Below are 26,205 nucleotides of genomic sequence, written 5' to 3'. Positions count from 1 at the left end.
CGGCTCTACAAGGCGGGTCTCAAGTCTCTGTGATTCTGGCGGGAGTTCGTGAATTCGATGCGTTGGTCAGCCGTTCCCGCCGCCCTTTTCCTGCTTTCGACCGCCGCCCCGCTCGTCGCTCAAGGGCCGGCTGCCACGACCGAGTCCTCGTGGATGAAGGGGGACGGCCTGCGTGTGGACCCGGAGCTGAAACTCGGGACGCTTCCGAACGGGATGCGCTACATCATCCGCCAGAACCGGACTCCGCCGGGCCTCGCTTCCGTGCGGCTGCGGATCGACACGGGCTCGCTGAACGAGGCCGACGACCAGCGTGGGCTCGCGCATTTCCTCGAACATATGGTGCTGAACGGGACCGAGAATGTCCCGGAGGGCGAGTTCGTCCGGCGGCTTGAGCGCCACGGCCTGCGCTTCGGCCCAGACACCAACGCCTCGACCGATTTCGGCCAGACGGTGTTCAAGCTCGACCTTCCGCAGACCGACAAGCCAACCCTCGACGAGGCGTTATTCCTGCTCCGCGAGATTGCTGGCAAAGCCAAGCTCGACAGCGCGGCGATCGACCGAGAGCGGGGAATCATCCTGTCCGAGGAGCGGGTCCGCGCCAGCCCGGGCTATCGCCAGGCCGTCGACCAGCTAGCCTGGCTCTATCCCGGCCAGCTCCTGCCGAACCGGCTTCCGATCGGCACGACCGAGGTCATCCGCACCGCGCCCCGCCAGCGGCTGCTCGATTTCTACCGGGCCTGGTACCGGCCCGAGCGGGCGACCCTGATCATTGCCGGTGACATCGATCCGGGCGACATCGAACGCCGCATCCGCGAGCAATTCGGCGACTGGCGCGGGGTCGGTCCCGCCGGCGTCCCGGCCGACGAGGGCAAGCCCGGCACCCGCGCCACCGACGCGCGCGTCTTCGTCGATTCCGCCATCGCGGCGTCCCCGTCGCTGAACTGGGTGCGACCGCCCGATCTCGAACCCGACAGCGCGGCCAAGCGTCAGGCCGACCTTGAAAATCAAATCGCCGTGGCGATCCTCAATCGGCGCCTCGAGAAGCTGGCGCAGCGCGACACCAACCCGCCCTTCGTCAGCGCACGCCTGTCCGTCGGCGACAACCAGCGCACCGCCGAGACGACCAGTCTCGTCGCCGAAGCCCGGCTCGGCAACTGGCGCGCCGCGCTGGCCGCGCTCGACGAGGAGCAGCGCCGGCTGGTCGAATTCGGGGTCACCCCCGACGAACTCGAACGGGAGCTCACCGGCGCCCGCGCCGCGCTCGAAGCGTCGGTGGCGGCGGCCCCCACGCGGGCCAGCAACGCGCTCGCCGAGACGCTCGTCGGGGCGGTCAATCGCGACACGGTCGTGACCTCGCCCGCCGACCGGCTCGCCTTTTTCCGAACGATCGAGCCAAGCCTCACCACCGACCGGATCCACGGCGCCGTGCGCCGCCTGTTCGCCGGCTCGGGCCCCCTCCTCTACCTGACGCTTCCCCGTCCGGTCGCCACCCGCGAAACCCTGCTGGCCGCCTACGAGCAGAGCCGCAAGGTCGCGGTGACGGCACCATTGGCGCAGGCCAAGGTGGCCTGGCCCTACGACCAGTTCGGGACCCCGGGCTCAGTCGCCGAGCGCAAGACCTTCGCCGACATCGGCACCACGCAGGTCCGCTTCGCCAATGGGGTCCGCCTGACCGTCCGGCCGAGCAGCAGCCGCAAGGAGCAGATCCTCGTCACGGTCCGCTTCGGTAACGGCCGACTGGCGATGGATCCTGCGCGGCTCAGCCCGGAGTGGGCGCTCAGCCCGGGCCTGATCTTTGGCGGGACAGGCAAGCTCGACGCCGATTCGATCAACCGCGCCACCACCGGCAAGCTGGTCGCCGCCAACTTCGCGGTCGAGGACGAGCGCTTCATCCTCGGCGGCGGAACCCGTCCGGCCGATTTCCGGACCGAAATGCAATTGCTTGCGGCCTTCCTGACCGATGCGGCTTGGCGTCCGCTCGGCTGGGAGCGGCTGAAGTCGACCGCGGGTTCGATCCACGACCGCTTCGAAAGTTCGCCCGGCGGCTTGCTCGGCCGCGAGCTCGGGCTGATCCTGCGCAGCGGCGACAAGCGCTGGGCAATTCCCGGCCGCGCCGCCATGCGTGCGAGCAGCATCGCCGACGGACGAGCCCTGCTCGACCCCGCGCTCAAGACCGGGGCAATCGAGGTCATCGTGGTCGGAGACATCGATGTCGACCGCGCCATTGCCGAAACCGCCGCGACCTTCGGTGCGCTTGCCCCCAGGACCGAGACAAAGTTGCCCGTGGGCGCAATGCGCTTCCCGGCAGCTCCTCCGTCCGGCCCGATCACGCTGTTCCACAAGGGCCGCGACGACCAGGCCTCGGGCTTCATCGCCTGGCCGACCACCGGCTACGCACCCAAGACCCGCAAGGAAGCCCGGATGCTGAGCCTGCTCGGCTCGGTCTTCCAGCTGCGCCTCACCGAGCAGCTGCGCGAACAGGAAGGCGTCAGCTATTCGCCGAGCGCGGGTCATGCCGCCTCCTCGACCTGGGGCGACTATGGCTATCTCGCGGCGCAGATCGAAGCCCCGCCGGAGAAGCTCGACGCCTTCTTCGGCGAAGCGCAGGAGATTGCCGCGGCGCTTGCCGCCAAGCCAATCGACCAGGATGAGCTCGATCGCGCGAGGAAGCCGCTCGTCGCCTCGATCGACCGCGCCCGCGACGGCAACGCCTACTGGCTGACCGCGCTCGAGGACCTCGGCCGAGACCCGTTCACGCTCGAGACGATCCTGACCCAGAAGGCCGATTATGAGGCGGTGACCCCGGCGCAGCTGCAGGCCGCGGCAAAACGCTACCTTCTCGCTTCCAAGGCGGTGAAGATCCGTGTCGTGAAGGGCAATCCGCTCCTTTCGGTCATCCCGCCTGCGGGCGGGGCACCGGTCGCAAAGGCGTCGGGTAAAGATTGACAGCCCGGGCGCGGTTCGGCTTAGGAGCCGCAACCCACGCTTCGAGGCCCGATGGCGGAGTGGTGACGCAGAGGACTGCAAATCCTTGCACGCCGGTTCGATTCCGGCTCGGGCCTCCATGACGCCGCTGCGATGCCGCAGCGCCCGCGCACCTCAGGCGTTCAGCCATTCCGCGAAGATCCTGCCCCGGTGCCCATCGGGGGCAAGCGCAGTGCGCAGCGCTTCGAGCAAGGGTGGCAGCGCCTGCGTGAAGGCATAGGGCGGATTGACGACGAACAGGCCGGCACCGTTGTAGACGCCGGGCTGCTCGGCATCGAACAGCCAGTGCTCGATCGTCATGAATTTGGGGATGCCGAGGCGGCGCAGCTGCTGCTTCCACCTTTCGTGCGTCTCGCGGTCCTTCAGCGGATACCAGATGACCGTCACGCCATGCGCCCATTTGCGCGTGGCGGCGGCAAGCGTCGCGGTGATCCGGGCCCGCTCGTCGGTCTGCTCGTAGGGAGGGTCGACCACCACCACACCGCGCGGAGTCCTGGTCGGCAGCAGGGCCAGCCAGAGCTCGTAGGCGTCGCGCTCATGCACGGCGGCAGGAGTCCCGCGCATGGCGCTGCGCAGCGCCGCCGCATCCTCGGGGTGCTTTTCGTTGAGGATCAGTACGTCCTGCGGACGCAAGAGCTGGGCCAGGAACTGCGGCGAGCCCGGATAGAGATTGCCCTCTCCCCCCTCATTCACCGCCGTCACGGAGGCACGATAGTCGTCGAGCAGCGGGTTGGTGTCGTCCATTACCCGCATCACGCCCTGTTCGGCCTCGAGGGTGCGCTGGGCCTTGTCGTCGTCGAGATCGTAGAGCCCGCAGCCCGAATGGGTGTCGATCAGGGTCAGGGCGCCAGGCTTCTGCTGAAGAGCGCGGACGAGCGCGATCAGCAGGCTGTGCTTGACGACATCGGCGCTGTTTCCAGCGTGAAAGGCGTGACGATAGTTCATCGAAATTCCGAGATCTTTGGCGGTTCCTATAAGCGGCTCGGCCGGAGCGCCTAGACGGCCAGTTCTTCATAATGGCCGGGAGCGATGCCCGCGACCGTCCATGCTCCTACTGCCCAGCGGACGAGGCGAAGCGTTGGCAGGCCGACCGCCGCGGTCATCCGACGCACCTGCCGGTTGCGCCCCTCGCGGATGGTGATTTTGAGCCAGCTGTCAGGAACGGACTTGCGCACGCGGATGGGCGGGTCGCGTAGCCAGAGGGCCGGATCATCGATATGCTCGATGTCGGCGGGCCGGGTCATGCCGTCGTTCAGCAGGACGCCCTTGCGCAAGGCGTCGAGCGCCGCCTCCTGCGGGTCCCCCTCCACCTGCACGAGATAGGTCTTGGGCAGCTTGAAGCGCGGGTCGGCAATGCGCGCCTGAAGCCGGCCGTCGTCGCAGAGCAGCAGCAGGCCCTCGCTGTCGCGGTCGAGCCGACCGGCCGGATAGACGCCCTTCACCGCAATGAAGTCCGATAGGGTCGCGCGGGTCGTCGGCGACCCCCGGTCGGTGAATTGCGACACGACCCCGTACGGTTTGTTGAAGAGTAGCAGCCGGGCCATCGGGGACGCGCATATCGCCGGAGGGCCGCCATGTCTTCACGCGTCGGAGGAAGGCGTTCGCCGATAGTGACTTGCCCGATGGCGGTTGGCGGGCGAGGCTGGCGGCGCAGCGGGAGGATGCCCCTTCGGCGAGGAGACAGAAGCGTGGAGATGGCGGACAGGCCGGCGATGATTGACCGCTTCGGGCGTCGGATCGACTATGTCCGCCTGTCGGTCACCGATCGCTGCGACCTTCGCTGCCGCTACTGCATGGCCGAGCGGATGACCTTCCTCCCCCGCGAGGATCTGCTGACACTGGGCGAGCTGAAGCAACTCGCAGACCTCTTCATCGCCCGCGGGGTCCGGCGCATACGGCTCACCGGCGGGGAGCCGCTGGTTCGGCGTGACGTCCTCGATCTGGTCGATGCGATCGGTCGGCGGCTCGGCAACGGGCTCGACGAACTGACCCTGACGACCAACGGCAATCGGCTGGCAGCGGCCGCCGCGAGGCTGGTCCGCGCCGGGGTACGCCGGGTCAATGTCAGCCTCGATAGCCGCGACCCCGATCGGTTCAGCGCCATCACCCGTGGGGGCGACGTGGGCCGCGTGCTTGACGGGATCGCCACCGCGAAGGCGGCGGGGCTACGGATCCGGGCTAACATGGTGGCGCTTGCGGGCGTCAACGAGGACGAGATTGCGGCGATGCTCCGCTGGTGCGTGGCAGAGGGGCATGACCTGGCGCTGATCGAGACGATGCCTTTGGGCGCGGTCGAAGAGGACCGGACGCGTCACTACCTTCCGCTCGACCGCGTGAAGCGCGAGCTCGAAGCAGAATTCGCGCTCGTCCCGACGCTCGAGCGCACGGCCGGACCGGCCAGCTATTTCCGGGTCGACGGAACGGCTTGCAGGCTTGGCCTCATCACGCCGCTGACCGACAATTTCTGCGGCGGCTGCAACCGGGTCCGGGTGGCGGCGACCGGCACGATCTTCGGCTGCCTCGGGCATGACCAGAAAATCGAGACCCGCGATCTGCTCCGGGCCGGTGACCATGACGCGCTCGAGGAGGCGCTCGACCGCCTCATCGCCGGCAAGCCCGCCAGGCATGATTTCCGGATCGATGCCCCGGCCCCGGCCGTCGCCCGCCACATGAGCGTGACCGGGGGCTGAGCTTGGCGCCGGAATGGCTGCTCGCCCTGTGCATGTTCGTCGGCGCCCTGCTCTATTCGAGCGTCGGCCACGGCGGCGCCTCGGCCTATCTCGCGCTGATGGCGCTGTTCGGCCTGCCACCCGCGGTAATGAAGCCGACCGCGCTCGTGCTCAACCTCATTGTCGCGGCGCTGGGCTCGATTCGATACCTGCGCGCCGGCCAGTTCCGCTGGCGGACCCTCTGGCCGTTCCTCGTCGGCGCCATGCCGTTTGCAGTGCTCGGCGGGAGCATTCCGCTGTCCGGCGCGGTCTACAAGCCGCTGGTCGGCTTGGTCCTCCTGCTCTCCGCGGCAAGGCTGCTGTGGCCGGGCGATAGGCGGGCCGAGCAAGAGGTCCGCGACCCGCCGGTGTGGCTCGGAATCCTGCTCGGCTGTGGGATCGGGCTCCTGTCTGGCCTCACCGGGACCGGCGGCGGCATCTTCCTCTCGCCCCTGCTGCTGTTCCTCGCCTGGAGCCGGCCCAAGCCGACCTCGGGCGTGGCCGCCGCCTTCATCCTGTGCAACTCGGCCGCCGGACTGCTTGGCAATCTGGCGTCCGTGAGCGTGCTCCCGCCAGACCTTCCGCTCTACGCGGCGGCCGTGCTTTCCGGAGCGCTGCTGGGAACGACCCTCGGCATCAGGCTGCAGGCACCGCTGGTGTTGAAGGCCCTTGGCCTTGTGCTGCTCGTCGCCGGACTGAAGCTGGTGCTTGGTGGCTGACGTTCAGAAATCGAGCACCTCGACCGGGCTTCCTTCGACAATCGGCAGATCGCCCGGCGGCAATCTGATCAGCAGGGTGGTTTCGGCGAACCCCTTCTGGCCATTGCTGTCCTGGTGCGAGAACAAGTTGGCGCATCCGCCCTCCTCATGCCCGCGCGCGAAGGTCTCGCGAGGGCCCGTGGGGGGAAGCGCGGCGGCGAGCGTCATGCTCCGCCAGCGGAGCGCCGACCGGGGGTCGCTCCCACCAAGGCCGCGGAGCAACGGGGCAAGATAGAGACGCGCCGTGACCATCGCCGAGGCGGGATTGCCCGGAAGTCCGAGGATGAGCGTGCTTCCCGCGCGCGCCAGCCAGACTGGCTTGCCTGGCTTCATGGCGACCTTCGAGAAGATGGACCGCGGCTCGGCATCGGCGAACATGGCGCGGGCAAAGTCGCGCTCGCCGACCGAGGCGCCGCCGCTCACCACGATCACGTCGGCATCGAGCAGCGCGCTGGCGGCAGCTTTGCGAAGCGTATCGAGCTCGTCCCCGAGCCGATCGATTCCCAGCACCTCGGCGCCCTGCTCGTGGGCAAGCGCGGCGACCGCGTGGCTGACGCTGTCGGGGATGACAGAGGTATTTGCGCGCGCTGATCCCGCTTCCACCAATTCGTCCCCGGTTGCGATAAGCCGCACACGGGGTCGGCGATGAACCAGGAGCTCACCGACGTCCGCCGCCGCGGCGGCGACAAGTGCCGCTGGTGTCAGCGGACGCCCGGCGGGGAGAAGCAGCTCGCCGATCCGGAAATCCGATCCGGCGAACCTGATGAAGCGCGAGGCGCCCGGCGCCTTGAATATGGCCAAGTCGCCGTCGCGCTCGACCTCCTCCTGCATCACGACCCGATCAGCCCCCGGCGGAATGGGCGCTCCGGTGAAGATGCGCATGCAGGAGGCCGCGGGAAGCGGTTCTGGCGGAAGCCCCGGACGCGATTCCCCGCGTACCGGCAGGGCCGCTCCCCCTTCCCCGAGTTCGGCGGTCCGCACCGCATAACCATCCATCACGGAGACGTCCGCGCGCGGGGAGTCGATCGCCGCTCGGACTGGCGCTGCCAGGGTTCGGCCATGAGCGTCGGCGAGCCGGACCGATTCGCCGGCAAGTGGCGCAATTTGTCCGATGAGGAGGTCGAGCGCTTCCTCGAAGCGGATCATCGCTCCCACAATCCCGACTTGCCGCCGGTCTTAGAGACAATGGAAATCGCCTCGATGACCATCGACCGGTCGATCGCCTTGAGCATGTCGAACAGGGTAAGGCAGGCGACCGAGACCGCGGTCAGTGCCTCCATCTCGACGCCGGTTTTGCCGGTCGTCCGGACCTCCGCCTCGACCCTAAAGCCGGGAAGCGCAGCGTCGGGCTCGATCCGCACCGCGACCTTTGTCAGCGCCAGCGGATGGCAAAGGGGGATGAGGTCGGCCGTCCGCTTGGCCGCCATGATCCCCGCCAGCTCGGCGGTCTGAATCACTGCGCCCTTGGGGGCACTCCCCTCGGCGACCCGGTCGAGGGTCGCTGTTAAGCAGCGAAGCTGGCCGCGCGCGACAGCGGTGCGCTGGGTCGCGGTCTTCGCCGAGACATCGACCATCGCCGCTCGCCCGTCGCCCCCAACATGACTGAGGTCGCTCATCCTCAGCGCTCGCGAAGCCGGGGAATGTTGGACGCGACCGAGCAGGGCCGGTAGCGGCTGTCGAGCGCCTGCCCGAGCACAAGGTCCCAGGCGTCGCGGCAGGCGCCGGTAGAGCCGGGCAGGCAGAAGATGAAGGTATCGCCGATCTGCCCCGCGACCGCGCGCGACTGCATGGTCGAAAGGCCGACCGTGGTCGCGCTCGCCTGGTGAAACAGGATCGCGAAGCCTTCCATCTCGCGGCGGAAGAGCGGACGCACGGCTTCGGGCGTGACGTCGCGGGGAGCAAAGCCGGTCCCCCCGGTGGTCAGGATCACGTCGATGTCGCTTGCCTCGGCCCACTGCCGGACACAATTGCGGATCGCATCAACATCGTCCGGGACGATCGCCCGATCGGCAAGTTCGTGCCCTGCCTCACGAAGGCGCGACGCGAGCAGCGCCCCGGACGTATCGTTCGCCTCGGTGCGCGTGTCGGACACGGTCAGCACCGCGATCCGCAACGGATGGAAGGACAGCGCCTCGTCGATGCCGCTCATGAAACCGTGCCCCAACGCGACCGGGCGGCGTGGTCGTCAGCCGTCGGCTCGATCCAGGTTTCGCCGGCCGGGCCTTCTTCGCATTTCCAGAACATGGCCTCGGTCTTGAGGCGATCCATCAGAAAGTCCACCGCTTCGAAGGCCGCGCGGCGATGGCGGGCGGCGACGGCGACCCAGACAATCGGCTCACCGGCGGCGATGGTCCCGCAGCGATGGGCGACCTCCACCGCATCGAGCGCGAAGCGCCCGACCGCCGACGCAGCGATGGCATCGAGCGTCTGCGCGGTCAGCACGGGATGATGGTCGAGGCGGAGCCGGGCCACCGGCTGGCCGGACGCATTCTCGCCGCGCACGAGGCCCGTGAACGTCGCAACCGCGCCCGACTGCCCGGCCAAGGTGCGCGTGAAGGCGCGGAGGCGTTCGGCCGGGTCGAAGTCGTCCGCGAGCAGCTCGGCCGTGACGAGGGGCTCAGCCACCCGACACCGGTGGGAAGAAGCCGACAATCGACCCCGGCACGACCGGCGTCGTTTCCTCGGCGAGTTGGTCGTCGACGAGCGCGCGGACCGAGGTCGAAGGCAGCAGGCCGCGAAATTCCGGGCGCTGGCCGGCAAGCTGTGCGCGAAGCGAAGCGATCGTCATGCCCTCGGCCAGATCGATGCGTACCGAACGGCCCGCGACGGCGGCGAGGCGCCCGTAGAAATCGACGCGCACGCTCTGCGCGTCTCCATCACTTTTTCGCGGCCCATCGCCCATGCGCCAGAGCCTAGCTGCATTTGTCGGTGCAACAAGGGAGCGCTAGGGCAGCAGCGATGAAAGCCCTCCGCGCCATCCTCCACCGCTCCGGCGGTCCCGACGTGATCGAATGGGAGGAGGCCACGCTTCCGTCGCCGGGACCCGGCGAAGTGCTGATGGCGAACGAGGCGATCGGGCTCAATTTCATCGACACCTATCATCGAAGCGGCGTCTATCCCGTTGCCTTCCCCGCCGCGCTGGGGATGGAAGCCGCGGGCCGCGTGCTCGCCGCGGGACCGGGCACCGCGTTGCGGGAGGGCGATCGGGTCGCGACCTTCGGGCCGGAGCGCGGCGCTTACTCAACCGCGCGGATTGCCAGGGCCGAGCATCTTCTGCCCGTTCCCGACGACATTCCGAGCGACCTTGCCGCGGCGGTCCTGCTGAAGGGCTGCACGGCCGAATTCCTCGTCGAGCGCTGCGGCCGCGTCCGGGCGGGGGACGACGTTCTCGTCCACGCCGCCGCGGGCGGTGTCGGGCTCTTGCTTGTCCAGTGGCTCAATCATCTTGGCGCCCGGGTCATCGGCACCGTCTCGACTGAGGCCAAGGCGAGCCTTGCCCTGGAGGCCGGAGCCGCGGCCATCATCCGCTACGATCATGAGGACGTCGCCCAGCGCGTTCGCGAGGAGACCGGGGACAAGGGCTGCCGGGTGATCTTTGACGGCGTCGGCCAGGATACGTGGCAGGCCAGCCTCGATTCGACGGCACGGCGCGGGCTGATTATTAGCTTCGGCAACGCCTCGGCGCCGGTGACCGGGGTCGCGCTGGGCACGCTGGCCCAGAAGGGCTCGCTGATGGTCACCCGCCCCACCCTGTTCGATTATTACGCCACGCCGGCGGAGCGTCAGGCAGGCGTCGCGCGGGTCTGGGAGATGGTCCGGTCAGGCGTGCTCAGGGTCACGATCGGCGGGCGCCTTCCGCTGACTGAAGCCGCCGAGGCCCATCGTCGCCTCGAGGCCAGAGAAACACAGGGGTCGATCCTCCTCATTCCCTGACGTTTCACGCGAAAAACCAAGCTTTTTCTTGCCCTGCCCGCCGTTTCGTGGCCCAATCGAGTGAACCATGCTGCTTGCGATCGACACCGCCACCCCGGCCTGCACCGCCGCCCTCTTCGATGACGATGGCCGCCTGCTCGACCGGGTCGACGTGGTGATGTCGCGGGGCCATGCCGAACGGCTGATGCCGCTGCTCGACCAGCTGCTCGCCGGGCGCAGGGCGACGGCCGTTCTCGTCGGCTGCGGCCCGGGAAGCTTCACCGGGCTTCGCGTGGGGATTGCCGCCGCGCATGGCCTTGCGCTTGGCTGGGGCGTTCCGCTCCACGGCATGTCGACCCTCGCCCTGCTGGCGGCGTCCGTCCCGGGGGACACGCCCGTCGTCGCGGCGCTCAACGGGGGCCATGGCGAACTCTTCGTCCAGGCCTTCGAACGCCAGCCCTTCGCCGGGACGAGCGACCTCGCCAGCCTAACGCCAGCCGCCGCCGCAGCCGCGCTGGAGACGGATCTTGTCGCCGGCCCGGGGGCGACGGCGCTGGTCGAGGCCCGGGGTTGGGGCGAAGCGCTCGACGCTCTTCCAACTGCGGCGGCGGCGCTTCGGCTGCCCCTCTCCCTTCGATCGCTTCCCCCCAAGCCCATCTACGCCCGCGAACCCGACGCAAAGCCGAAGGCCGCATGAGCCGCGAGGCAGCCCCCGGGATCATCATCGCCCGTGGCAGCGGCAGTGATCTCGATGATGTCATGGAAATCATGACGACAAGCTTCGACCGCCGCTTCGGCGAAGCCTGGACCCGGGCGCAGGTCGCCGGGATCCTGCCGATGCACGGCGTGACCTTGCTGGTCGCCCGCGAGGACGAGCGGACGGTCGGCTTCAGCCTCTCGCGCAAGGCGCTCGACGAGGCCGAACTCCTCCTGATCGCGGTCAGCCCCGAGGCGTCCGGGCGTGGCGTCGGCGGGCGGCTGGTCGACAGCTTCATCGAGGATCATCGCGCGGCGGGCTCTCATCACCTCCACCTCGAAGTGCGTGACGGCAATCCGGCAGTGTCCCTCTACCGGAGCCGCGGTTTCGACATCGCTGGACGCAGAAGCAAATATTATCGTGGTACTGACGGCGAACACTTCGACGCCCTGACCATGGTCAAATCAATCTAAGAAATTGACGTATGTTTAGGTCAAGAAACAATCGTTGATTTCTGTTCTATTCAGAATGTAAGGCTCAAGAGCGCTGCTCGGAGCGTCAGTAGGCGTTTCTGCTTTCCATAAGGTTCAAGCCATGAACGACAACGACCAAAGTGCCGAAACACTGATCACCTTGACCGCCGATATCGTTGCTGCCCACGTCAGCAACAATAGCGTCGCGGTCAACGACTTGCCGCAACTTATCCAGAACGTTCACGGCGCGCTCGCGGCGCTGGGCAGCCGGCCGGCCGCGCCCGAAGCGAAGCCCGAGCCCAAGGTTCCGATCCGCTCGTCGGTCAAGCCCGACTATCTCGTCTGCCTCGAGGATGGGAAGAAGCTGAAGATGCTGAAGCGCCACCTGATGACGCATTACAGCATGACCCCGGATCAATATCGCCAGAAGTGGGGACTTGCCGCCGACTATCCGATGGTCGCGCCCAACTATGCCGAACAGCGCCGCACCCTTGCCAAGTCGATCGGCCTTGGCACCAAGCGCAAGCGCGGCGGCCGCACCGCCAAGTAACCCGCGCCGGCCGACTGCGGCGAGATCGTTCCTTGGACGCGATTTCGCTGCGGCGGCCGGCCGCTCGGGCCTAGACGCCCCGGCGCACCTCCCCTAGGTGAGCGTCGATGCATCGCACGATCGATATTGAGGCGCTGTGCGCCGAAAAGGGGCTCCGGATCACCGAGCAGCGCCGCACCATCGCGCGCATCATCGGCGAATCCGAGGACCATCCCGACGTCGAGACTCTCCACGAGCGGGCGAGCGCGGTCGATCCCAATATCTCGATCGCCACGGTCTACCGGACCGTCCGCCTGTTCGAGGAAGCGGGCATCCTCGAGCGACACGAGTTCGGCAACGGCCGCTCGCGCTATGAGGCGGTGTCGGACGAGCATCATGACCACCTTATCGACGTCGAGACCGGCAAGGTCGTCGAATTCCACGACGAGGAACTGGAAGAGCTGAAGCGCCGCGTCGCCGAGCGGCTTGGCTTCCGCCTCGTCGACCATCGCCTGGAGCTGTACGGCGTCCCGCTTGGTCGCGACCGCTAGATCATCCTCAAAGGTTCGGGCGGCGGGCCGGCTGGCCGCCATGGCGGCGCTGTTCGTCGTCTGCGCGTCGGCCCACCTGATCGTCCGCCGCTTCACACCTTCCCCCTGGCCGCGCCGCCTGCTGCGCGGGGTCGGCTGGATTGCGGGGGCGAGGGTCCGCAGCGACGGGCCGCGACCGGAAAGCCGGACCCTGATCGTCGCCAATCATGTGAGCTGGCTCGACATTCCGATGCTGGCCGGTGCGACCGACTGCGCCTTCGTCGCCAAGGACGGGCTGAAGGGGCATCCGCTGATGCGCTGGCTGTGCGAGCAGAACGGCACCGTCTTCGTCGATCGCGATCGCAAGGCCAGTGTCGGCGATCAGCTCAGCGACATGGAAAGAGCGCTGCGGAGCCACAAGCCGCTCACCCTCTTTCCGGAAGGGACCGTCAGCGACGGCGGGCGCCTCCTTCCCTTCCGGTCGTCGCTGCTCAAACTGGCCGAGAACCCCCCGGCGCCACTCATCGTCCAGCCGGTCGCCATCGACTATGGCGGAGCGGGTCCGGAATATGGCTGGCCGCAGGGAGAAACGGGCCAGGCCAATTTCCTTCGCCTGCTCGGCCGGCGCGGCACGGTCGCGGTGACCCTTCACTTCCTCGCTCCGCTGGCGCCGGGCCGCGACCGCAAGCAGATGGCGCGCGAAAGCCACGACGCAATCGCTGCCGCGCTCGCGCCTAGCGGCGTGCTTCCCGCGGGCGTATAGGCGCGCTCGACCATGACCAAGACCTTCCAGATCAAGTCCTTCGGCTGCCAGATGAATGTCTATGACGGCGAGCGCATGGCCGAGTTGCTGGCTGCGGAGGGACTTTCCCCGGCCGCCGCCGGCGACGAGGCCGACCTCGTCGTCCTCAACACCTGCCACATCCGCGAGAAGGCGGCGGAGAAGGCTTATTCCGAGGTCGGCCGGCTACGCCGCGAGGACGGCAGCAAACCGGTGATCGCGCTCGCTGGCTGCGTCGCTCAGGCGGAAGGCGAAGAAGCGCGGCGGCGTTCGCCAGCGATCGACCTCGTGGTCGGCCCGCAGGCCTATCACCGCCTTCCCGAGATGCTTCGCACGGTCGAGGGCGGCGGCCGTCCGGTCGACACCGACCTGCCCCTGCTCGACAAGTTCGCCGCCTTGCCAAAGCGCCGGAAGAGCGGGATCTCGGCCTTTCTCTCAGTGCAGGAAGGCTGCGACAAATTTTGCACCTATTGCGTCGTGCCCTACACCCGCGGCGCCGAAATCAGCCGACCGCTCGGCGACCTGCTCGAAGAGGCCGCGCAACTGGTCGAGGGCGGCACCCGCGAACTGACTCTCCTCGGCCAGAATGTGAATGCGTGGGAAGATGGCAGCGACAATCTCGCGACGCTCATCCACCGGTTGGCCGAACTGCCGAAGCTTGAGCGGATCCGCTATACGACCTCGCATCCGATCAACATGAGCGATGCGCTGGTCGCCGCGCACCGCGATTGCGCCAAGCTGATGCCCTATCTGCATCTGCCGGTGCAGGCCGGAAGCGACCGCATCCTGAAGGCGATGAACCGCCATCACACCGCCGCCGATTATCTGCGTGCGCTGGACCGTGTCCGTGCGGCTCGGCCTGACATCGCCATCTCGGGCGACTTCATTGTCGGTTTCCCGGGCGAGACCGAGGAGGATTTCAAAGCCACGCTGAACATCGTCCGCGAAGTCGGCTACGCCAGCGCCTTCACCTTCAAATATAGCGCGCGGCCCGGAACCCCGGCGGCGACCATGGACGGCCAGGTCGCGGAGCCGGTGAAGGACGAGCGGCTGCAGCGGCTTCAGGCGCTGGTCGCCGAGCAGAGCCGCGCCTTCAACGCGTCGAAGGTCGGGGTCACCACCCGAATCCTCCTCGACCGCACCGGTCGCAAGCCGGGACAGATGATCGGCAAGTCGCCCTGGCTGCAGTCGGTCTTCGTCGACAGCGACGCGCCCATCGGCACCATGCTCGACGTTCGCCTGACCGAGGCGCTTCCCAACAGCCTCGCCGGTGAACTTGTCACGGATCCGCAGCAAGAGGCCGCGTGACTCTGCGCGATGACCGATTACATATGGGAACAATGAAAGCTCCCAAGGCTTCGCGCCTCTAGATGCCAAAGCGCCCCGACCTCCACGCCGTGGACGACCCCACCCGCGCCCGCCTCGAGATCGAGTTCGAGCAGCCCTATCTGCTCGGGCCCCTCTTCGGCGACTATGACCGTCACCTGGTCGCCATCGAGGATCGCCTCGGCGTGAACATCGCCGCGCGCGGCAGCCGCGTGCAGATCGAAGGCGAACCCGACAGCGCCGCCCGCGCCAAGGAAGTGCTGGTCGATCTCTACAGTCGGCTCGATGCTGGGCAGGATGTCGACCTTGCGGTGGTCGAAAGCGTGATCGGCATGGGCGCCCAGCGCCAGCTCGACGGGATCATGCCCGATGCGGACGCGCCGGTCGGCAATCCGAACCGGGTGATGATCCGGACGCGCAAGAAGACGATCGTCCCGCGTTCGACCATTCAGACCCATTACATGGAAGCGCTGGCCCGCGACGACATGATCTTCGCGCTCGGGCCGGCGGGTACGGGCAAGACCTACCTTGCGGTCGCGCAGGCCGTGTCGATGCTGATCGGCGGGCAGGTCGACCGCCTGATTCTCAGCCGCCCGGCCGTCGAGGCGGGTGAGCGCCTGGGCTTCCTTCCCGGCGACATGAAGGAGAAGGTCGATCCCTATCTCCGGCCTCTGTACGATGCGCTCTACGACATGCTCCCGACCGAGCAGGTCGAGCGGCGGATCGCCAGCGGCGAGATCGAGATCGCACCGATCGCCTTCATGCGCGGTCGCACGCTCTCCGATGCCTTCATCATCCTCGACGAGGCGCAGAATACCACGCCGCAGCAGATGAAGATGTTCCTGACCCGCTTCGGCATGCGCAGCCGGATGGTGATCTGCGGCGACCCCAATCAGACCGACCTTCCCCGCGGGGTCGAATCGGGCCTTGCCGACGCCGTCCACAAGCTCGAGGGCATCCCGCGCCTCGCCATGGTCCGCTTCGGCGCGGCCGACGTCGTCCGCCACCCGCTCGTGGGCCGGATCGTCGAAGCCTATGAAGGGCCGTCCGCATGACCCTCGACCTGATGCTCGATGCCGACGAGGAATGGGACAGTAGCACCGACTGGGCGGCGTTGGCCGAGGCTGCCGCATGCGCGGCGATCGCGGAAAGCGCCTATCCCAGGCTGGTCGAGATCGAAAGGCGGGTCGAACTGTCGGTCGTCCTCACTAGCGACGCCGAAGTTCATGCGCTGAATGCCGAATGGCGGGGCAAGGACAAGCCGACCAACGTCCTCTCATTCCCTCAGGCTGAAGCCGAGGAACTCGAAAATGCCGCGGGTCCGGGTCCCGAGTTGATGCTCGGCGACATCGTGCTCGCGCTCGAGACCTGCACTCGGGAGGCGGCCGAGAAGGCGCTCCCTCTCAAGGATCATGCCGCCCACCTGATGGTTCACGGAACGCTTCACTTGCTCGGCTACGACCATCTCGAGGACGACAGCGCCGAGGATATGGAGGCGCGCGAGACCCGCGCCCTTGCCCGGCTTGGCATCGGCAACCCCTATGAGGAGGCCGCCTGATGGCCTCGCAGCCTGACAATGGCTCGCGCCTGTGGCGCGGTCTTCGGAGCCTGATGTTCGGCGAAGACAGCGAGCCGACCCTTCGCGACCAGATCGAGGAAGCGATCGACGACGCCGAGGATGAGCAGCCGCGCAAGGGCGACCTCAGTCCGCTCGAGCGGCAGATGCTTAAGAATTTGCTGCACTTCGGCGACCGGACCGCGGGCGATATCTGCGTCACGCGCGGCGAGATCATCTCGGCGCCGCACAGCAGTTCGATGGAGTCACTCGCCGCCATCTTCGCGGAAGCCGGGCACAGCCGCCTGCCGATCACCGGGGAAAGTCTCGATGAGATCGTCGGGATGGTCCACATCAAGGACGTCTTCAACGCCTACTTCGACGCGACCGAGCGCAAGAGCGTCGACGAGATCATCCGCACGCCCCTGTTCGTGCCCGAGAGCATGGGGGTGCTCGACCTCCTTGCCCGGATGCGCGCCGAGCGAGTCCATCTCGCGATCGTGATCGACGAGTTCGGCGGCACCGAAGGTCTCGTCACCATCGAGGACGTGGTCGAGGAGATCGTCGGGGACATTGCCGACGAGCATGACGAGGAAGAACAGCCCCTGCTCGCCCGTCTCGACGACGGCCTGTGGGAGGCCGACGCGCGGCTCGAACTCGACGATCTTGCCGAGGCAGTCGACGCACGGCTCGTGGCCGAGGACGACGAGGTCGACACGCTGGGCGGCCTCGCCTTCCTGCTGGCCGGCCGAATCCTCTCGCCCGGCGAGAGCATCGCCCATCCGAGCGGCTGGCGTCTCGAATCGGTCGAGGCCGACGAGCGCAAGATGACCCGGCTCCGCCTCCACGCCCCCGAGGGCGTGGTCGAACAGGAAGCCTGACGCACCTTGGCCGGCACTGACCTGATGGCGCGGCCAGGCCCGCGCGCGCTCGCCGCATTGCTGCTCGGCCTCGGCTCGGCCTTCGCCTTCCAGCCGGTCGGCTGGTGGCCGCTGATGCCGCTTGCCTTTGCCGGGCTGCTCTGGCTGCTAAGCCGGGCGTCGAGCCTGCGCGGGGCGCTGCTGACCGGTTGGCTGTTCGGCCTCGGGCAGTTCGTGCTCGGCCTCAACTGGATCGCCACCGCCTTCACCTACCAGGCGGCGATGCCACCCTGGCTCGGATGGATCGCGGTGGTCCTCCTCAGCTTCTATCTTGCCGTCTATCCGGCGATCGCCGCGGGCGTGACGTGGCGGTTCGGGCAACGGTCGCTTCCGGCGCTCGTCCTCGCCGCGGCCGGCGCTTTCGCGATCACCGAATGGCTGCGCGCGACCATGTTCACGGGTTTCGCGTGGAATCCGGTCGGCGCGACCCTGGTCGACACTTATTGGCGCAAGAGCAGCGTCTTCATCGGCACCTACGGGCTGTCGGCGCTGGTCGTCATTCTCGGCGGTGCGCTTCTCCTCGCGATGCAGCGGCGAAGCGCGAATGCCCTCGCCTTCGCGGTTCCCAGCCTCCTCCTGCTGGCGCTCCCGGCTGCACCAATCAACGAGCCGCTGACGAATTTCGACGGGTCAGGCCGCAAGGCCACGGTCCGCCCGATCCGGGTCGTCCAACCCAATATCGGGCAGGAGGACAAGTGGCGCGAAGGGCTCGACGAGGAAGCCTTCCAGCGCCTGGCCAAGCTGTCGGACGGCGGCACCTCTCCGCGCCTTCTGTTCTGGCCGGAGGTCGCCGTACCGGTCCCCTTCCAGGCCGCACCGACCGATCCGCGCCTGATGGCGATCGCGCTCCCGCCGGCGGCGCGGGCGGCGAGCCTGCTCCGGCCAGGCGATCTCCTCGTTACCGGCGCCTTTGCGCTGACGGTCGACGGGCAGGGACGGGTCACCGGCAGCACAAACAGCGTCATGCCGATCGATCCGCAGGGCCGGATCCTCGGGCGCTACGACAAGGCACATCTCGTGCCTTATGGCGAATATCTGCCAATGCGGCCGCTCCTCAGCGCGATCGGCCTGTCCCAGCTCGCGCCCGGGGTCGGCGACACGCTTCCCGGTCCGGGGCCGCGGACGCTCGACCTCGCGGGCTGGGGACAGATGGGCCTTCAGGTCTGCTACGAGATCATCTTCTCGGGTGAGGTTGTCGATCGCACAAATCGCCCCGATTTCCTGTTCAATCCGTCAAACGATGCCTGGTTCGGCCGGTGGGGGCCGCCGCAACATCTCGTCCAGGCTCGGCTTCGTGCGACCGAGGAAGGTCTTCCGATCATCCGCTCGACCCCGACCGGGATCAGCGCGGTGGTCGATGCCCACGGCCGCCTGCTGAACTCGCTTCCGTGGCGCACCGCTGGCGTCATCGACACCGAGCTGCCCGCTCCGGCGGCCCCCACCTTCTTCAGTCGGCACGGCAATGTCATCCCGCTCGCGCTGGCCTTCCTGCTGCTCGCAATCGCGGTTGGCATCGACGCCCGAGGCCGCTACAGGCGCCACATATAAAGCTTTCTTTATATCCCGATTCCGCCTCTCGGCGACCTGGAGACCCATGCGCAACTCGTACCTCTTCACCTCCGAATCCGTGTCCGAAGGCCATCCCGACAAGGTTGCTGACCAGATCAGCGATGCCGTCGTCGACCTGTTCCTCTCGAAGGACCCGGAAGCGCGCGTCGCCTGCGAGACGCTCTGCACCACCGACCTCGTCGTCCTCGCCGGTGAAATCCGCGGCAAGGGCATCATGGACGAAGCCGGCAACTGGGCCGATGGCGTCAAGGAAGAGATCGAGGCTGCGGTTCGCGGCACCGTGAAGCGGATCGGCTACGAGCAGAACGGCTTCCACTGGGACACCTTCCGCTTCGAGAACAACCTCCACCCGCAGTCCGCGCACATCGCGCAGGGTGTCGATGCCGGCACCGACAAGGACGAGGGCGCGGGCGACCAGGGCATCATGTTCGGTTTCGCCTGCGACGAGACCCCGGACCTCATGCCGGCGACCCTCTATTACAGCCACAAGATCCTCGAGAAGCTGGCGGACGACCGCCACTCTGGCGTGGCGCCGTTCCTAGAGCCCGACGCCAAGAGCCAGGTCACGCTTCGCTTCGCCAACGGCCGCCCGGTCGCCGCGACGGCGATCGTGGTCTCGACCCAGCACAAGAAGGGCTATGACGAAGGCGCCAACGAGGCCGAGCTCAAGGCCTATGTGAAGAAGGCGATCGCCGAGGTCATTCCGGCCGACCTCCTGTCGGACGAGACCGTCTATCACATCAATCCGACCGGCAGCTTCGAGATCGGCGGCCCCGATGGCGACACCGGCCTTACCGGCCGCAAGATCATCGTCGACACCTACGGCGGCGCGGCACCCCACGGCGGCGGCGCCTTCTCGGGCAAGGATCCGACCAAGGTCGACCGTTCGGCGGCCTATGCCTCGCGCTACCTCGCCAAGAATATCGTCGCGGCCGGCCTTGCCACGCGCTGCACCATCCAGCTGAGCTATGCGATCGGCGTCAGCGAGCCGCTCTCGCTCTATGTCGACACGCACGGCACCGGCACCGTCGGCGACGACCGGCTCGAGCAGGCGATCAGCGGCATCGACCGTCTCGGCCGCCTGACGCCGCGCGGTATCCGTACCCTGCTCGGCCTCAACAAGCCGATCTATCAGCCGACGGCCGCCTATGGCCACTTCGGGCGCAAGGCCGAGGGCGAGCTGTTCCCGTGGGAGCGGACCGACCTCGTCGACGAGCTGAAGGCGCTGGCCTCGGCCTAAACCGTCGCAGCGACCGGCAGCTTGGCGATCTTGCCACTGCCGGTCGCGGGCGCGGCGCGCCGCCCCATCGACCAGTTGGCCTGCATCCGGACCTGCGGATTGGGCACGCACCAGATTTCGCCGCCATCATCCATGGCAACGACCCAGAGCAGGTCGAACTCCGGCCCGTAATCGATGACGGCGACGGCGACTCCCTTGCCGCGATCGACGATATGGAGCGGGAGCTGCGGATCGAGTTGGGTAAAGGACATGGGGCGGAAACGGTCCGCCCCAGCCCCCGGTTGCTAGTGCTTTAGTCCCGTCAGCGGCGATCGCGGCTGAACTTGTTGCCCGGGCTCGCCTCAGCCGACTGCTCGGGGTTACGAACGCCGATCCCGTGCCGGTAGACGAGCTCGCCGCCAAGCCACCCCGAATAAGCGAGCACGGCGACCGAGATCGCGCTGAGCCAGATGCCGAGGCTCGACACCTGCTCATTCCCGCCGGTCAGCCGGACCGCAAGGTTCACTGCCTCGAGCGTGACGACGACGATATTGGCAATCATGTGCCGGGTCGCCTGCCCGATCCGCCGGATGCGTTCGTCCCCGCGATAATCGGCATAGCCCGCGCTTGCCGCGATGAGCGCGGTGACCAAGCCGATTCCGAGCAGCCAGTCACCGGCCGTCGCCCACCCGTCCTGCCGGGCGGACAGGAAGATGATGTCGGTGACGAGGACGCCGATGAAGCTGACGATCGGAAAGGGGATCAGCAGGGGGTGGAGCGGGTGTCCGCCGACCTGGGCGGTGGAGCGCGGATGATCGCCGGACATGAAAACTGATTCCCTCACCTGTTGAAGACGCAACGCAGGCTCTTAAAGGCGTATCCCATGACAGCCTTCAAGTCCGGTGACCCGCTGACCCTCAATCGCTTGTACGGCCGCTCGAGCGGACACAAGCTTCGCCAGGGCCAGCAGGAGCTCATCGACACTCTTCTTCCGCAGATCGACGTTCCCGCCGAGGGACCGATCACCTCGCGCATCCTGTTCGGCGACGACCGGCCGCTTCATTTCGAGATCGGCTTCGGCTCGGGCGAGCATCTCGCCCATCGCGCCGACCTCCTGCCGGATCATGGCTTCGTCGGGGCCGAGCCCTTCCTGAATGGGGTCGCGACCGCGCTCGGCCATGTCCGCGACGGGCCGCTGCGCAACGTTCGGCTGCACATGGGCGATGCGCTCGAGGTGCTTCGCCGTGTGCCCGACGGCAGCCTGTTCATGCTCTATCTTCTGCACCCCGACCCTTGGCCCAAGGCGCGTCATGCCAAGCGGCGGATGGTCAATGACGGCCCGGTCGGCCTCTTCGCGGACAAGCTTCGCCCGGGCGGCGAGCTGAGGATCGCGACCGACCATCCGGTCTATCTCGAATGGGCGCTGACGGTGATGCAGCGGCACGGCGAAACCTTCGACTGGCTGGCCGAGAAGCCATCCGATTTCCTCGATCCGCCGTCGGGCTGGATCGAGACGCGCTATGGCGCAAAGAGCCGCCGCGAAGGCCGCCGACCCTACTACTTGCGCTATCGACGGACCTGACCGGCGATCGCTGCGTTTCTTCCCCGAACTCAACTTCCAGAAGGAACAGCAAGCATGAACGTCGACACGCTTTCGGGCTCGGGTACCCAGCTCAAGGGTCAGATCAAGGAAGGCCTCGGCCAGGCCACCAACGATCCGGCCCTGCAGCAGGACGGCATCGCCGACCAGGTCGCCGGAACCGTTCGCAAGGGCATCGGCCAGGTTCGCGACATTGCGATGAAGCAGCCGATCGCCACTGCCGCGGCAGCCGGAGTCATCGGCCTCGCCATCCTCAACACGCTGCGCGGCAAGAAGACCTACTAAGTCGCCTTTCGGCCCCTCTCCCGCCACCGGGAGAGGGGCTTTCGATTCAGGCCGGCGTCAGCCGAAGCATCCGACCATTGTCCTCGAGCAGGTAGATTTCGCCGCCCGGCCCCTGCTCCACTTCACGAATCCGGGCACCCATGTCCCAGCGCTCCGCCTTCTTCGCCTGATCGCCGGTCACATCGACCCGGATCAGCGACTGTCCCGAAAGGGCGCCGAGCAGCAGATCGCCTTTCCAGTCTTTGAAAAGGTCGCCGGTGTAGACCACCAGCCCGGCCGGCGAGATGCTCGGGTTCCACCAGACCTTCGGCTGTTCGAACTCGGGGCGAGTCGGATGGTCGGGGATGTCGCCGCCGCCATAGTCCGACCCGTTCGAGACCAAGGGCCAGCCATAATTCTTGCCCGGCAGGATGAGATTGACCTCGTCCCCGCCCTGCGGCCCCATCTCATGCTCCCACAGCTTGCCGTCCGGCGCGAAGGCGATCCCGAGCAGGTTCCGGTGCCCCATGCTCCAGAATTGCGCCGCGACGCCGCCCTTGCTCGCCCAGGGATTGCCCGGGAAGGGCTGGCCCTCCGGAGTCAGGCGGAGCACCTTGCCGAGGTTCTTGTCGAAGTCCTGCGCCGGCGTGCCCTTCTGCCGCTCGCCCGACGTCAGGTACATCGCCCCGTCGGGGCCAAAGGCGATCCGGTGCGAGAAGTGCCCGCCGCCGCTGACCTTGGGGTCCTGGCGCCAGATCACCCTGAAGTCGGCGATGCTGTAACTGCCCTTGGCCGCGTCGCGATCGAGACGGCCGTAGCCGACCGCGGCACCGCTGGTACCGCCCGCGCCCGCCTCGACGAAGCTCAGATAGATACGACCCTCGGGACCGATCACCACGTCACCGAGCCCGCCCTGGCCGGCGACCTTGACGGTCGGAACGCCTGCCACCGCGGTCTTGGCGCCGCTTGCGGTATCGACGGTCCACAGGCGACCATCCTTTTCGCTGACCAGCGCCGTCTTGGTGCCGGGAAGGAAGGTCATCGCCCAGGGCGTGTCGAAACTCGCCACCGCGGCGACCTGGAAGGGCTTGCCCCCAGTTGCCGGGCGATCCTCGGTCGGAAGCGCTGCGGAACCGCAGGAGGCCAGTGCTAGACCAAATCCCAATACCGCTTGCGAAGCCTTGAACAGCATCCTTACGTATCTCCAACGGTTATCGTGATCGGGCGTCCGACCATCGCCGTCCATATAGGAAGCAATCCGCCCGGTGCAGCCCGCCAAAATCCTCAGTCTCGCCACTGCCCTTCCCCCCTTTCGAGTGACCCAGCACCAAGCCAAGGCGCTCGGGCGGGAGCTCTTTGCCGGTCGCAAGGCCCTGTTCGATCGCCTGTCTGGCGTATTTGACAATGCCGGGATCGCCGAACGCGCGATCGTCGCGCCGGTCGAATGGTATGGCGAGGAACAGGGGTGGATGTCGCGCAATGCGCTCTACCTCGATGCCGCCGAACGTTTGTTCGAGGAGGCTGCCGCAAAGGCGATCGCCAATGCGGGGCTGGACCCGTCGGACATCGACGGGGTCGTCACGGTCTCCACGACCGGCATTGCCACTCCCAGCCTCGAAGCCCGGGTCGGACCGCGGCTCGGCCTTCGCGCCGACGTCCGGCGTATCCCTGTCTTCGGTCTGGGCTGTGCCGGCGGGGTCAGCGGGCTCGCGTTAGCCGGACGTCTCGCGGCGGCCGAACCCGGCAAGCGCTATCTCTTCGTGACGGTCGAGACCTGTTCCATCTCGATCCGCCTCGACACCGACGATCCGGCGGCCCTGGTCGCCACCGCTCTGTTCGGCGATGGCGCCGCGGCAGCGGTCGTCTCCACCGAAGGCGCCGGGCTCGCCACCATCACCGGGGCGGGCGAGCGGCAATGGCCTGACACGCTCGGGATCATGGGCTGGCGGGTCGAGGATCCCGGGCTGGCGGTGGTCTTCGACCGGGCCATTCCGCCTTTCGTCACCGCCGAGCTGGCCGACGCGGTCGATTCCATCCTTGGCGACCTTGGCCTTCATCGCGGCGACATCGACCGGCTCTGCTCGCATCCGGGCGGCGCCAAGGTCATTACCGCGATCGAGGAAGCGCTCGCCCTCCCCGAGGGAACGCTCGACCTCGAGCGCGAGGTGCTCCGCGACCATGGCAACATGAGCGCGCCGACCGTCCTGTTCGTGCTCGAGCGCCTCCTTGCCCGGGGCCTTCCTCCCCGCACCCTGCTCACCGCCTTCGGCCCCGGTTTCACCTGCGCCGCGCTGACCCTGGAGCGCGCATGACCCCGCACTGGCCGCAGCTCGCGATCCTTTTCTTCGTCCTTCTCCAGCGCCTTTCCGAACTGGTCATCGCGAGGGGCAACACCGCGCGGCTGCTTGCCGCCGGCGCCTATGAGGTCGCCCCGGGGCATTACCCGCTGATCGTCGCGGTTCATGCAGGCTGGCTCGCAAGCCTGTTCTGGCTCGCACCGGGTCAGCCGATCCACTGGCTCTTGTTCGGGGTGTTCGTTCTGCTTCAGCTCGGCCGCCTGTGGGTGCTGCGCACGCTCGGCCCGCGCTGGACCACGCGGATCATCGTCCTGCCCGGCGCCCCCCTCGTTACCGGCGGCCCCTTCCGCTTCGTGCGCCACCCCAACTATCTGGTCGTGATTGGCGAGATCGCCGTGCTGCCGCTGGTCTTCGGACTATGGCAGGTGGCGCTGATCTTCACCCTGCTCAACGCCCTCGCCCTCACCATCCGCATCCGCGCCGAGGAACGCGGCCTCGGCGGTTAGCGCGGAAAGACGTAAACGTCGTAGACTTCGTCAATCGCCGCCCTACGCAGCGTTGCAATGCGCCGGGTCTCGCGATTGAAGCGGATGACGCCATCCTTTGTGATCAGTGTGGATTTGCCAAAGATGAGATCCCACTTCCTCGGGGTCTTTACATAGTCGATTGGCAGCATGAGCGCGATCACGACCGGCTTGCCCGTTCGATCATGAAGTCGCTTTGCCTGCGCAAGAATCGTATCGAGCGTCAGGACCTCTATGCCGGCCGAGGACAGAGGCGACACCGTGCCGAGGCGCTGTTGGCGAAGCAGCCACACCGGGCTATCAATCTGGTAGGCAATTGATTCTCCCAGCGTGTCGGGGTCGACCATGACGATCGCGTCGCGGAGGTCGGGCCGCTTGAGCAGCTCGGCGAAGTCTGCGGCCCGGCTCAGGGGTACACCTGTAAGCGCGCCGTAAACTGGCTTTCGCACGTAGAGCGCCGTCTGAAGACTGAGAAGGAACAGGAATGCCCAGCTTCCAATCGCAAGCGGGGATTTGGCTGGTTCAGTGCCCTCTCGACCTCGTTTTGATGCTTCGATCCACACCAGCGAAATCATGAGCAGGAAGAATAGGGAGGAGTGTCGATAGTAGCCGGGATAGATGAAGTAGAAAAAGAGTTTCAGCCCGAGCAGGCAGGTCAGGGCCGCGACAAGGGCCTTAGGCTGCCGTGCGAAGATCAGTAGGCTGACAAGGAGGATCGGCAGGTTCCAAGGTGCGCTCTGCCCCAGCCCGAAATCGATGAACGCCCGCCTGCTGCTGATCAACGCCATGAACAAATTGGTAGCGTTGAGCTCCTTTCCCATCTCCGAAACGGCGGCATCATGCGCTGGAGGGTAGACCGCGACAAAACAGAGGAGTGCGCCAAGGCCGAGAAGAAATCCGTTCAAGAGCCATCTGCGCCAAGGCCCCGACCACAGAGGGACTCGCTCAGCTCGCAATTCGAGCGTTCGATAGAGATACAGGGAGCCAGCAAGAAAGAGGCTCGGAACGTTCGTATTGCATAGTAGCAGCAGGCCCAGCCCCAGCAACCAACTATCGCGTGTCCTTTGCCAACTCGCCGCCAGCGCGAAGATGATCAGCGCCGTGATTCCGTAGTTACGGCTAACAACGACATATTCGTACCCAAGCGACAGGCTGAAGATCATGATCGCCAAGGCAAGCAGGCGGAACGGCGAACGGAACACAAGCACCGCAACAGCGGCAATGCCGACCAGCAATCCGACGGCAGGCAGCACCATTTTGCTGTCACTAAGCAGGTGGCCCGCCCGCAACATGATGTACCAGAGGAACGGATGGCCCTCCCCTTGGACGACGGCGAAAAGGTCGGTCCAGCCCCTCGCCATCTTCATCAGGGCCCAGGCTCGCGCTTCGTCCCGCCACGGAACATGATGCGCCGCGAGCCAGAAGGTCGCCATGAGCCAGAGCAGGAATAGGCTGGCCCTCGCGCGAGCCGATGGTGCTTCAGATCGTTGCAGCAGCAAGGGTTGGCCGGCCAAAGACTTTAGGAAGCGCGTCATCGTCCCCCGCACTGATCCAGATC

General features: G+C 67.1%; 30 protein-coding genes and 1 tRNA gene. 20 read left to right on the top strand and 11 right to left on the bottom strand.

Annotated elements, in window-relative coordinates; genetic code table 11:
* The first annotated feature begins 174 nt into the window (after positions 1-174).
* Both AC4GYU_RS07955 and AC4GYU_RS07950 read left to right on the top strand, forming a co-directional pair.
* Positions 175-2,946 carry a M16 family metallopeptidase gene (locus AC4GYU_RS07955; RefSeq protein WP_491086350.1) on the top strand — a complete coding sequence of 924 codons (2,772 nt, stop codon included), beginning with the start codon at positions 175-177 and terminating at the stop codon, positions 2,944-2,946.
* 45 nt (positions 2,947-2,991) lie between these two features.
* Positions 2,992-3,065 (top strand) — tRNA-Cys (locus AC4GYU_RS07950).
* Positions 3,066-3,099: 34 nt separating this feature from the next.
* On the opposite strand, the gene AC4GYU_RS07945 is transcribed toward AC4GYU_RS07950, so the two are convergent.
* Entirely contained in the window at positions 3,100-3,930 is an 831-nt protein-coding gene (locus AC4GYU_RS07945) for a 23S rRNA (adenine(2030)-N(6))-methyltransferase RlmJ (RefSeq protein ID WP_491086349.1), read from the bottom strand.
* A 50-nt stretch (positions 3,931-3,980) separates the two neighbouring features.
* On the bottom strand, positions 3,981-4,529 hold the full coding sequence (locus AC4GYU_RS07940; RefSeq protein ID WP_491086348.1) for a pseudouridine synthase: 549 nt from the start codon (positions 4,527-4,529) through the stop codon (positions 3,981-3,983).
* Between the two features lie 150 nt (positions 4,530-4,679).
* Between AC4GYU_RS07940 and moaA the strand changes: the two genes are divergently transcribed.
* Positions 4,680-5,675 carry a GTP 3',8-cyclase MoaA gene (moaA, locus tag AC4GYU_RS07935; RefSeq protein ID WP_491086347.1) on the top strand — a complete coding sequence of 332 codons (996 nt, stop codon included), beginning with the start codon at positions 4,680-4,682 and terminating at the stop codon, positions 5,673-5,675.
* A 2-nt stretch (positions 5,676-5,677) separates the two neighbouring features.
* Positions 5,678-6,412: a sulfite exporter TauE/SafE family protein gene (locus AC4GYU_RS07930; protein WP_491086346.1), complete on the top strand. Its 735-nt coding sequence runs from the start codon at positions 5,678-5,680 to the stop codon at positions 6,410-6,412.
* Between the two features lie 3 nt (positions 6,413-6,415).
* Here AC4GYU_RS07930 and AC4GYU_RS07925 read toward each other — a convergent pair whose 3' ends face one another.
* The 5 genes from AC4GYU_RS07925 to AC4GYU_RS07905 are packed head-to-tail and all read right to left on the bottom strand — an operon-like array spanning position 6,416 to position 9,311.
* Positions 6,416-7,597, bottom strand: coding sequence for a molybdopterin molybdotransferase MoeA (locus AC4GYU_RS07925; RefSeq protein WP_491086901.1), 1,182 nt, complete (start codon positions 7,595-7,597; stop codon positions 6,416-6,418).
* Positions 7,594-8,067: a cyclic pyranopterin monophosphate synthase MoaC gene (gene moaC / locus AC4GYU_RS07920; protein ID WP_491086345.1), complete on the bottom strand. Its 474-nt coding sequence runs from the start codon at positions 8,065-8,067 to the stop codon at positions 7,594-7,596. Before moaC ends, AC4GYU_RS07925 begins: the two co-directional genes overlap by 4 nt.
* A gap of 2 nt (positions 8,068-8,069) precedes the next feature.
* Entirely contained in the window at positions 8,070-8,600 is a 531-nt protein-coding gene (gene moaB / locus AC4GYU_RS07915; RefSeq protein WP_491086344.1) for a molybdenum cofactor biosynthesis protein B, read from the bottom strand.
* Positions 8,597-9,076, bottom strand: coding sequence for a molybdenum cofactor biosynthesis protein MoaE (locus AC4GYU_RS07910; RefSeq protein WP_491086343.1), 480 nt, complete (start codon positions 9,074-9,076; stop codon positions 8,597-8,599). The genes moaB and AC4GYU_RS07910 overlap by 4 nt, the downstream gene beginning before the upstream one ends.
* On the bottom strand, positions 9,069-9,311 hold the full coding sequence (locus tag AC4GYU_RS07905; RefSeq protein WP_491086342.1) for a MoaD/ThiS family protein: 243 nt from the start codon (positions 9,309-9,311) through the stop codon (positions 9,069-9,071). Before AC4GYU_RS07905 ends, AC4GYU_RS07910 begins: the two co-directional genes overlap by 8 nt.
* A gap of 98 nt (positions 9,312-9,409) precedes the next feature.
* On the opposite strand from AC4GYU_RS07905, the gene AC4GYU_RS07900 reads away from it, so the two are divergent.
* The 12 genes from AC4GYU_RS07900 (at position 9,410) to metK (ending at position 19,983) form a co-directional block, all read left to right on the top strand.
* The gene (locus AC4GYU_RS07900; protein ID WP_491086341.1) at positions 9,410-10,384 is read left to right on the top strand and encodes a quinone oxidoreductase family protein; all 975 of its coding nucleotides are present in this window, start codon (positions 9,410-9,412) and stop codon (positions 10,382-10,384) included.
* Positions 10,385-10,451: 67 nt separating this feature from the next.
* Positions 10,452-11,060 (top strand): tRNA (adenosine(37)-N6)-threonylcarbamoyltransferase complex dimerization subunit type 1 TsaB, encoded by a 609-nt coding sequence (tsaB, locus tag AC4GYU_RS07895; RefSeq protein ID WP_491086340.1) that lies wholly within the window; start codon positions 10,452-10,454, stop codon positions 11,058-11,060.
* The gene (rimI, locus tag AC4GYU_RS07890) at positions 11,057-11,533 is read left to right on the top strand and encodes a ribosomal protein S18-alanine N-acetyltransferase (protein ID WP_491086339.1); all 477 of its coding nucleotides are present in this window, start codon (positions 11,057-11,059) and stop codon (positions 11,531-11,533) included. Before tsaB ends, rimI begins: the two co-directional genes overlap by 4 nt.
* Positions 11,534-11,654: 121 nt before the next feature.
* On the top strand, positions 11,655-12,083 hold the full coding sequence (locus AC4GYU_RS07885; protein WP_491086338.1) for a Ros/MucR family transcriptional regulator: 429 nt from the start codon (positions 11,655-11,657) through the stop codon (positions 12,081-12,083).
* A gap of 107 nt (positions 12,084-12,190) precedes the next feature.
* Positions 12,191-12,613 carry a Fur family transcriptional regulator gene (locus AC4GYU_RS07880; protein ID WP_491086337.1) on the top strand — a complete coding sequence of 141 codons (423 nt, stop codon included), beginning with the start codon at positions 12,191-12,193 and terminating at the stop codon, positions 12,611-12,613.
* A 40-nt stretch (positions 12,614-12,653) separates the two neighbouring features.
* Positions 12,654-13,355, top strand: a complete 702-nt coding sequence (locus AC4GYU_RS07875) for a lysophospholipid acyltransferase family protein (protein WP_491086336.1) — start codon at positions 12,654-12,656, stop codon at positions 13,353-13,355.
* 12 nt (positions 13,356-13,367) lie between these two features.
* Positions 13,368-14,681, top strand: a complete 1,314-nt coding sequence (gene miaB, locus AC4GYU_RS07870) for a tRNA (N6-isopentenyl adenosine(37)-C2)-methylthiotransferase MiaB (protein ID WP_491086335.1) — start codon at positions 13,368-13,370, stop codon at positions 14,679-14,681.
* 62 nt (positions 14,682-14,743) lie between these two features.
* A complete protein-coding gene (locus AC4GYU_RS07865) occupies positions 14,744-15,754 on the top strand; it encodes a PhoH family protein (RefSeq protein WP_491086334.1) in 1,011 nt (336 codons plus the stop codon).
* On the top strand, positions 15,751-16,257 hold the full coding sequence (ybeY, locus tag AC4GYU_RS07860; RefSeq protein WP_491086333.1) for an rRNA maturation RNase YbeY: 507 nt from the start codon (positions 15,751-15,753) through the stop codon (positions 16,255-16,257). The genes AC4GYU_RS07865 and ybeY overlap by 4 nt, the downstream gene beginning before the upstream one ends.
* Complete coding sequence (locus tag AC4GYU_RS07855; protein ID WP_491086332.1) at positions 16,257-17,135, top strand: hemolysin family protein; 879 nt, start codon at positions 16,257-16,259, stop codon at positions 17,133-17,135. The genes ybeY and AC4GYU_RS07855 overlap by 1 nt, the downstream gene beginning before the upstream one ends.
* Positions 17,136-17,141: 6 nt before the next feature.
* Positions 17,142-18,722, top strand: a complete 1,581-nt coding sequence (lnt, locus tag AC4GYU_RS07850) for an apolipoprotein N-acyltransferase (RefSeq protein WP_491086331.1) — start codon at positions 17,142-17,144, stop codon at positions 18,720-18,722.
* Positions 18,723-18,768: 46 nt separating this feature from the next.
* Positions 18,769-19,983 (top strand): methionine adenosyltransferase, encoded by a 1,215-nt coding sequence (gene metK, locus AC4GYU_RS07845; RefSeq protein ID WP_491086330.1) that lies wholly within the window; start codon positions 18,769-18,771, stop codon positions 19,981-19,983.
* Here metK and AC4GYU_RS07840 read toward each other — a convergent pair.
* Positions 19,980-20,234: a hypothetical protein gene (locus tag AC4GYU_RS07840; RefSeq protein WP_491086329.1), complete on the bottom strand. Its 255-nt coding sequence runs from the start codon at positions 20,232-20,234 to the stop codon at positions 19,980-19,982. The two genes, metK and AC4GYU_RS07840, sit on opposite strands and share 4 nt — an antisense overlap.
* 50 nt (positions 20,235-20,284) lie before the next feature.
* Positions 20,285-20,788: a DUF2231 domain-containing protein gene (locus AC4GYU_RS07835; RefSeq protein WP_491086328.1), complete on the bottom strand. Its 504-nt coding sequence runs from the start codon at positions 20,786-20,788 to the stop codon at positions 20,285-20,287.
* 57 nt (positions 20,789-20,845) lie between these two features.
* On the opposite strand from AC4GYU_RS07835, the gene trmB reads away from it, so the two are divergent.
* The gene (trmB, locus tag AC4GYU_RS07830) at positions 20,846-21,544 is read left to right on the top strand and encodes a tRNA (guanine(46)-N(7))-methyltransferase TrmB (protein WP_491086327.1); all 699 of its coding nucleotides are present in this window, start codon (positions 20,846-20,848) and stop codon (positions 21,542-21,544) included.
* Positions 21,545-21,598: 54 nt separating this feature from the next.
* Complete coding sequence (locus tag AC4GYU_RS07825; RefSeq protein ID WP_491086326.1) at positions 21,599-21,847, top strand: CsbD family protein; 249 nt, start codon at positions 21,599-21,601, stop codon at positions 21,845-21,847.
* 46 nt (positions 21,848-21,893) lie between these two features.
* Here the strand turns inward: AC4GYU_RS07825 and AC4GYU_RS07820 are convergent, their stop codons facing one another.
* Positions 21,894-23,018, bottom strand: a complete 1,125-nt coding sequence (locus AC4GYU_RS07820; RefSeq protein WP_491086325.1) for a PQQ-dependent sugar dehydrogenase — start codon at positions 23,016-23,018, stop codon at positions 21,894-21,896.
* Between the two features lie 124 nt (positions 23,019-23,142).
* On the opposite strand from AC4GYU_RS07820, the gene AC4GYU_RS07815 reads away from it, so the two are divergent.
* Both AC4GYU_RS07815 and AC4GYU_RS07810 read left to right on the top strand, forming a co-directional pair.
* Positions 23,143-24,138 carry a type III polyketide synthase gene (locus tag AC4GYU_RS07815; RefSeq protein WP_491086324.1) on the top strand — a complete coding sequence of 332 codons (996 nt, stop codon included), beginning with the start codon at positions 23,143-23,145 and terminating at the stop codon, positions 24,136-24,138.
* Entirely contained in the window at positions 24,135-24,629 is a 495-nt protein-coding gene (locus tag AC4GYU_RS07810; RefSeq protein WP_491086323.1) for an isoprenylcysteine carboxyl methyltransferase family protein, read from the top strand. Before AC4GYU_RS07815 ends, AC4GYU_RS07810 begins: the two co-directional genes overlap by 4 nt.
* On the opposite strand, the gene AC4GYU_RS07805 is transcribed toward AC4GYU_RS07810, so the two are convergent.
* A complete protein-coding gene (locus tag AC4GYU_RS07805) occupies positions 24,626-26,080 on the bottom strand; it encodes a hypothetical protein (RefSeq protein WP_491086322.1) in 1,455 nt (484 codons plus the stop codon). The genes AC4GYU_RS07810 and AC4GYU_RS07805 overlap by 4 nt on opposite strands.
* Positions 26,081-26,205: the final 125 nt, after the last annotated feature.

The sequence above is a fragment of the Sphingomonas sp. SP2 genome (genome assembly GCF_058313385.1).
Note: the sequence above shows the minus strand (reverse complement) of the source record. Positions and strands in the feature narration are given on the sequence as shown.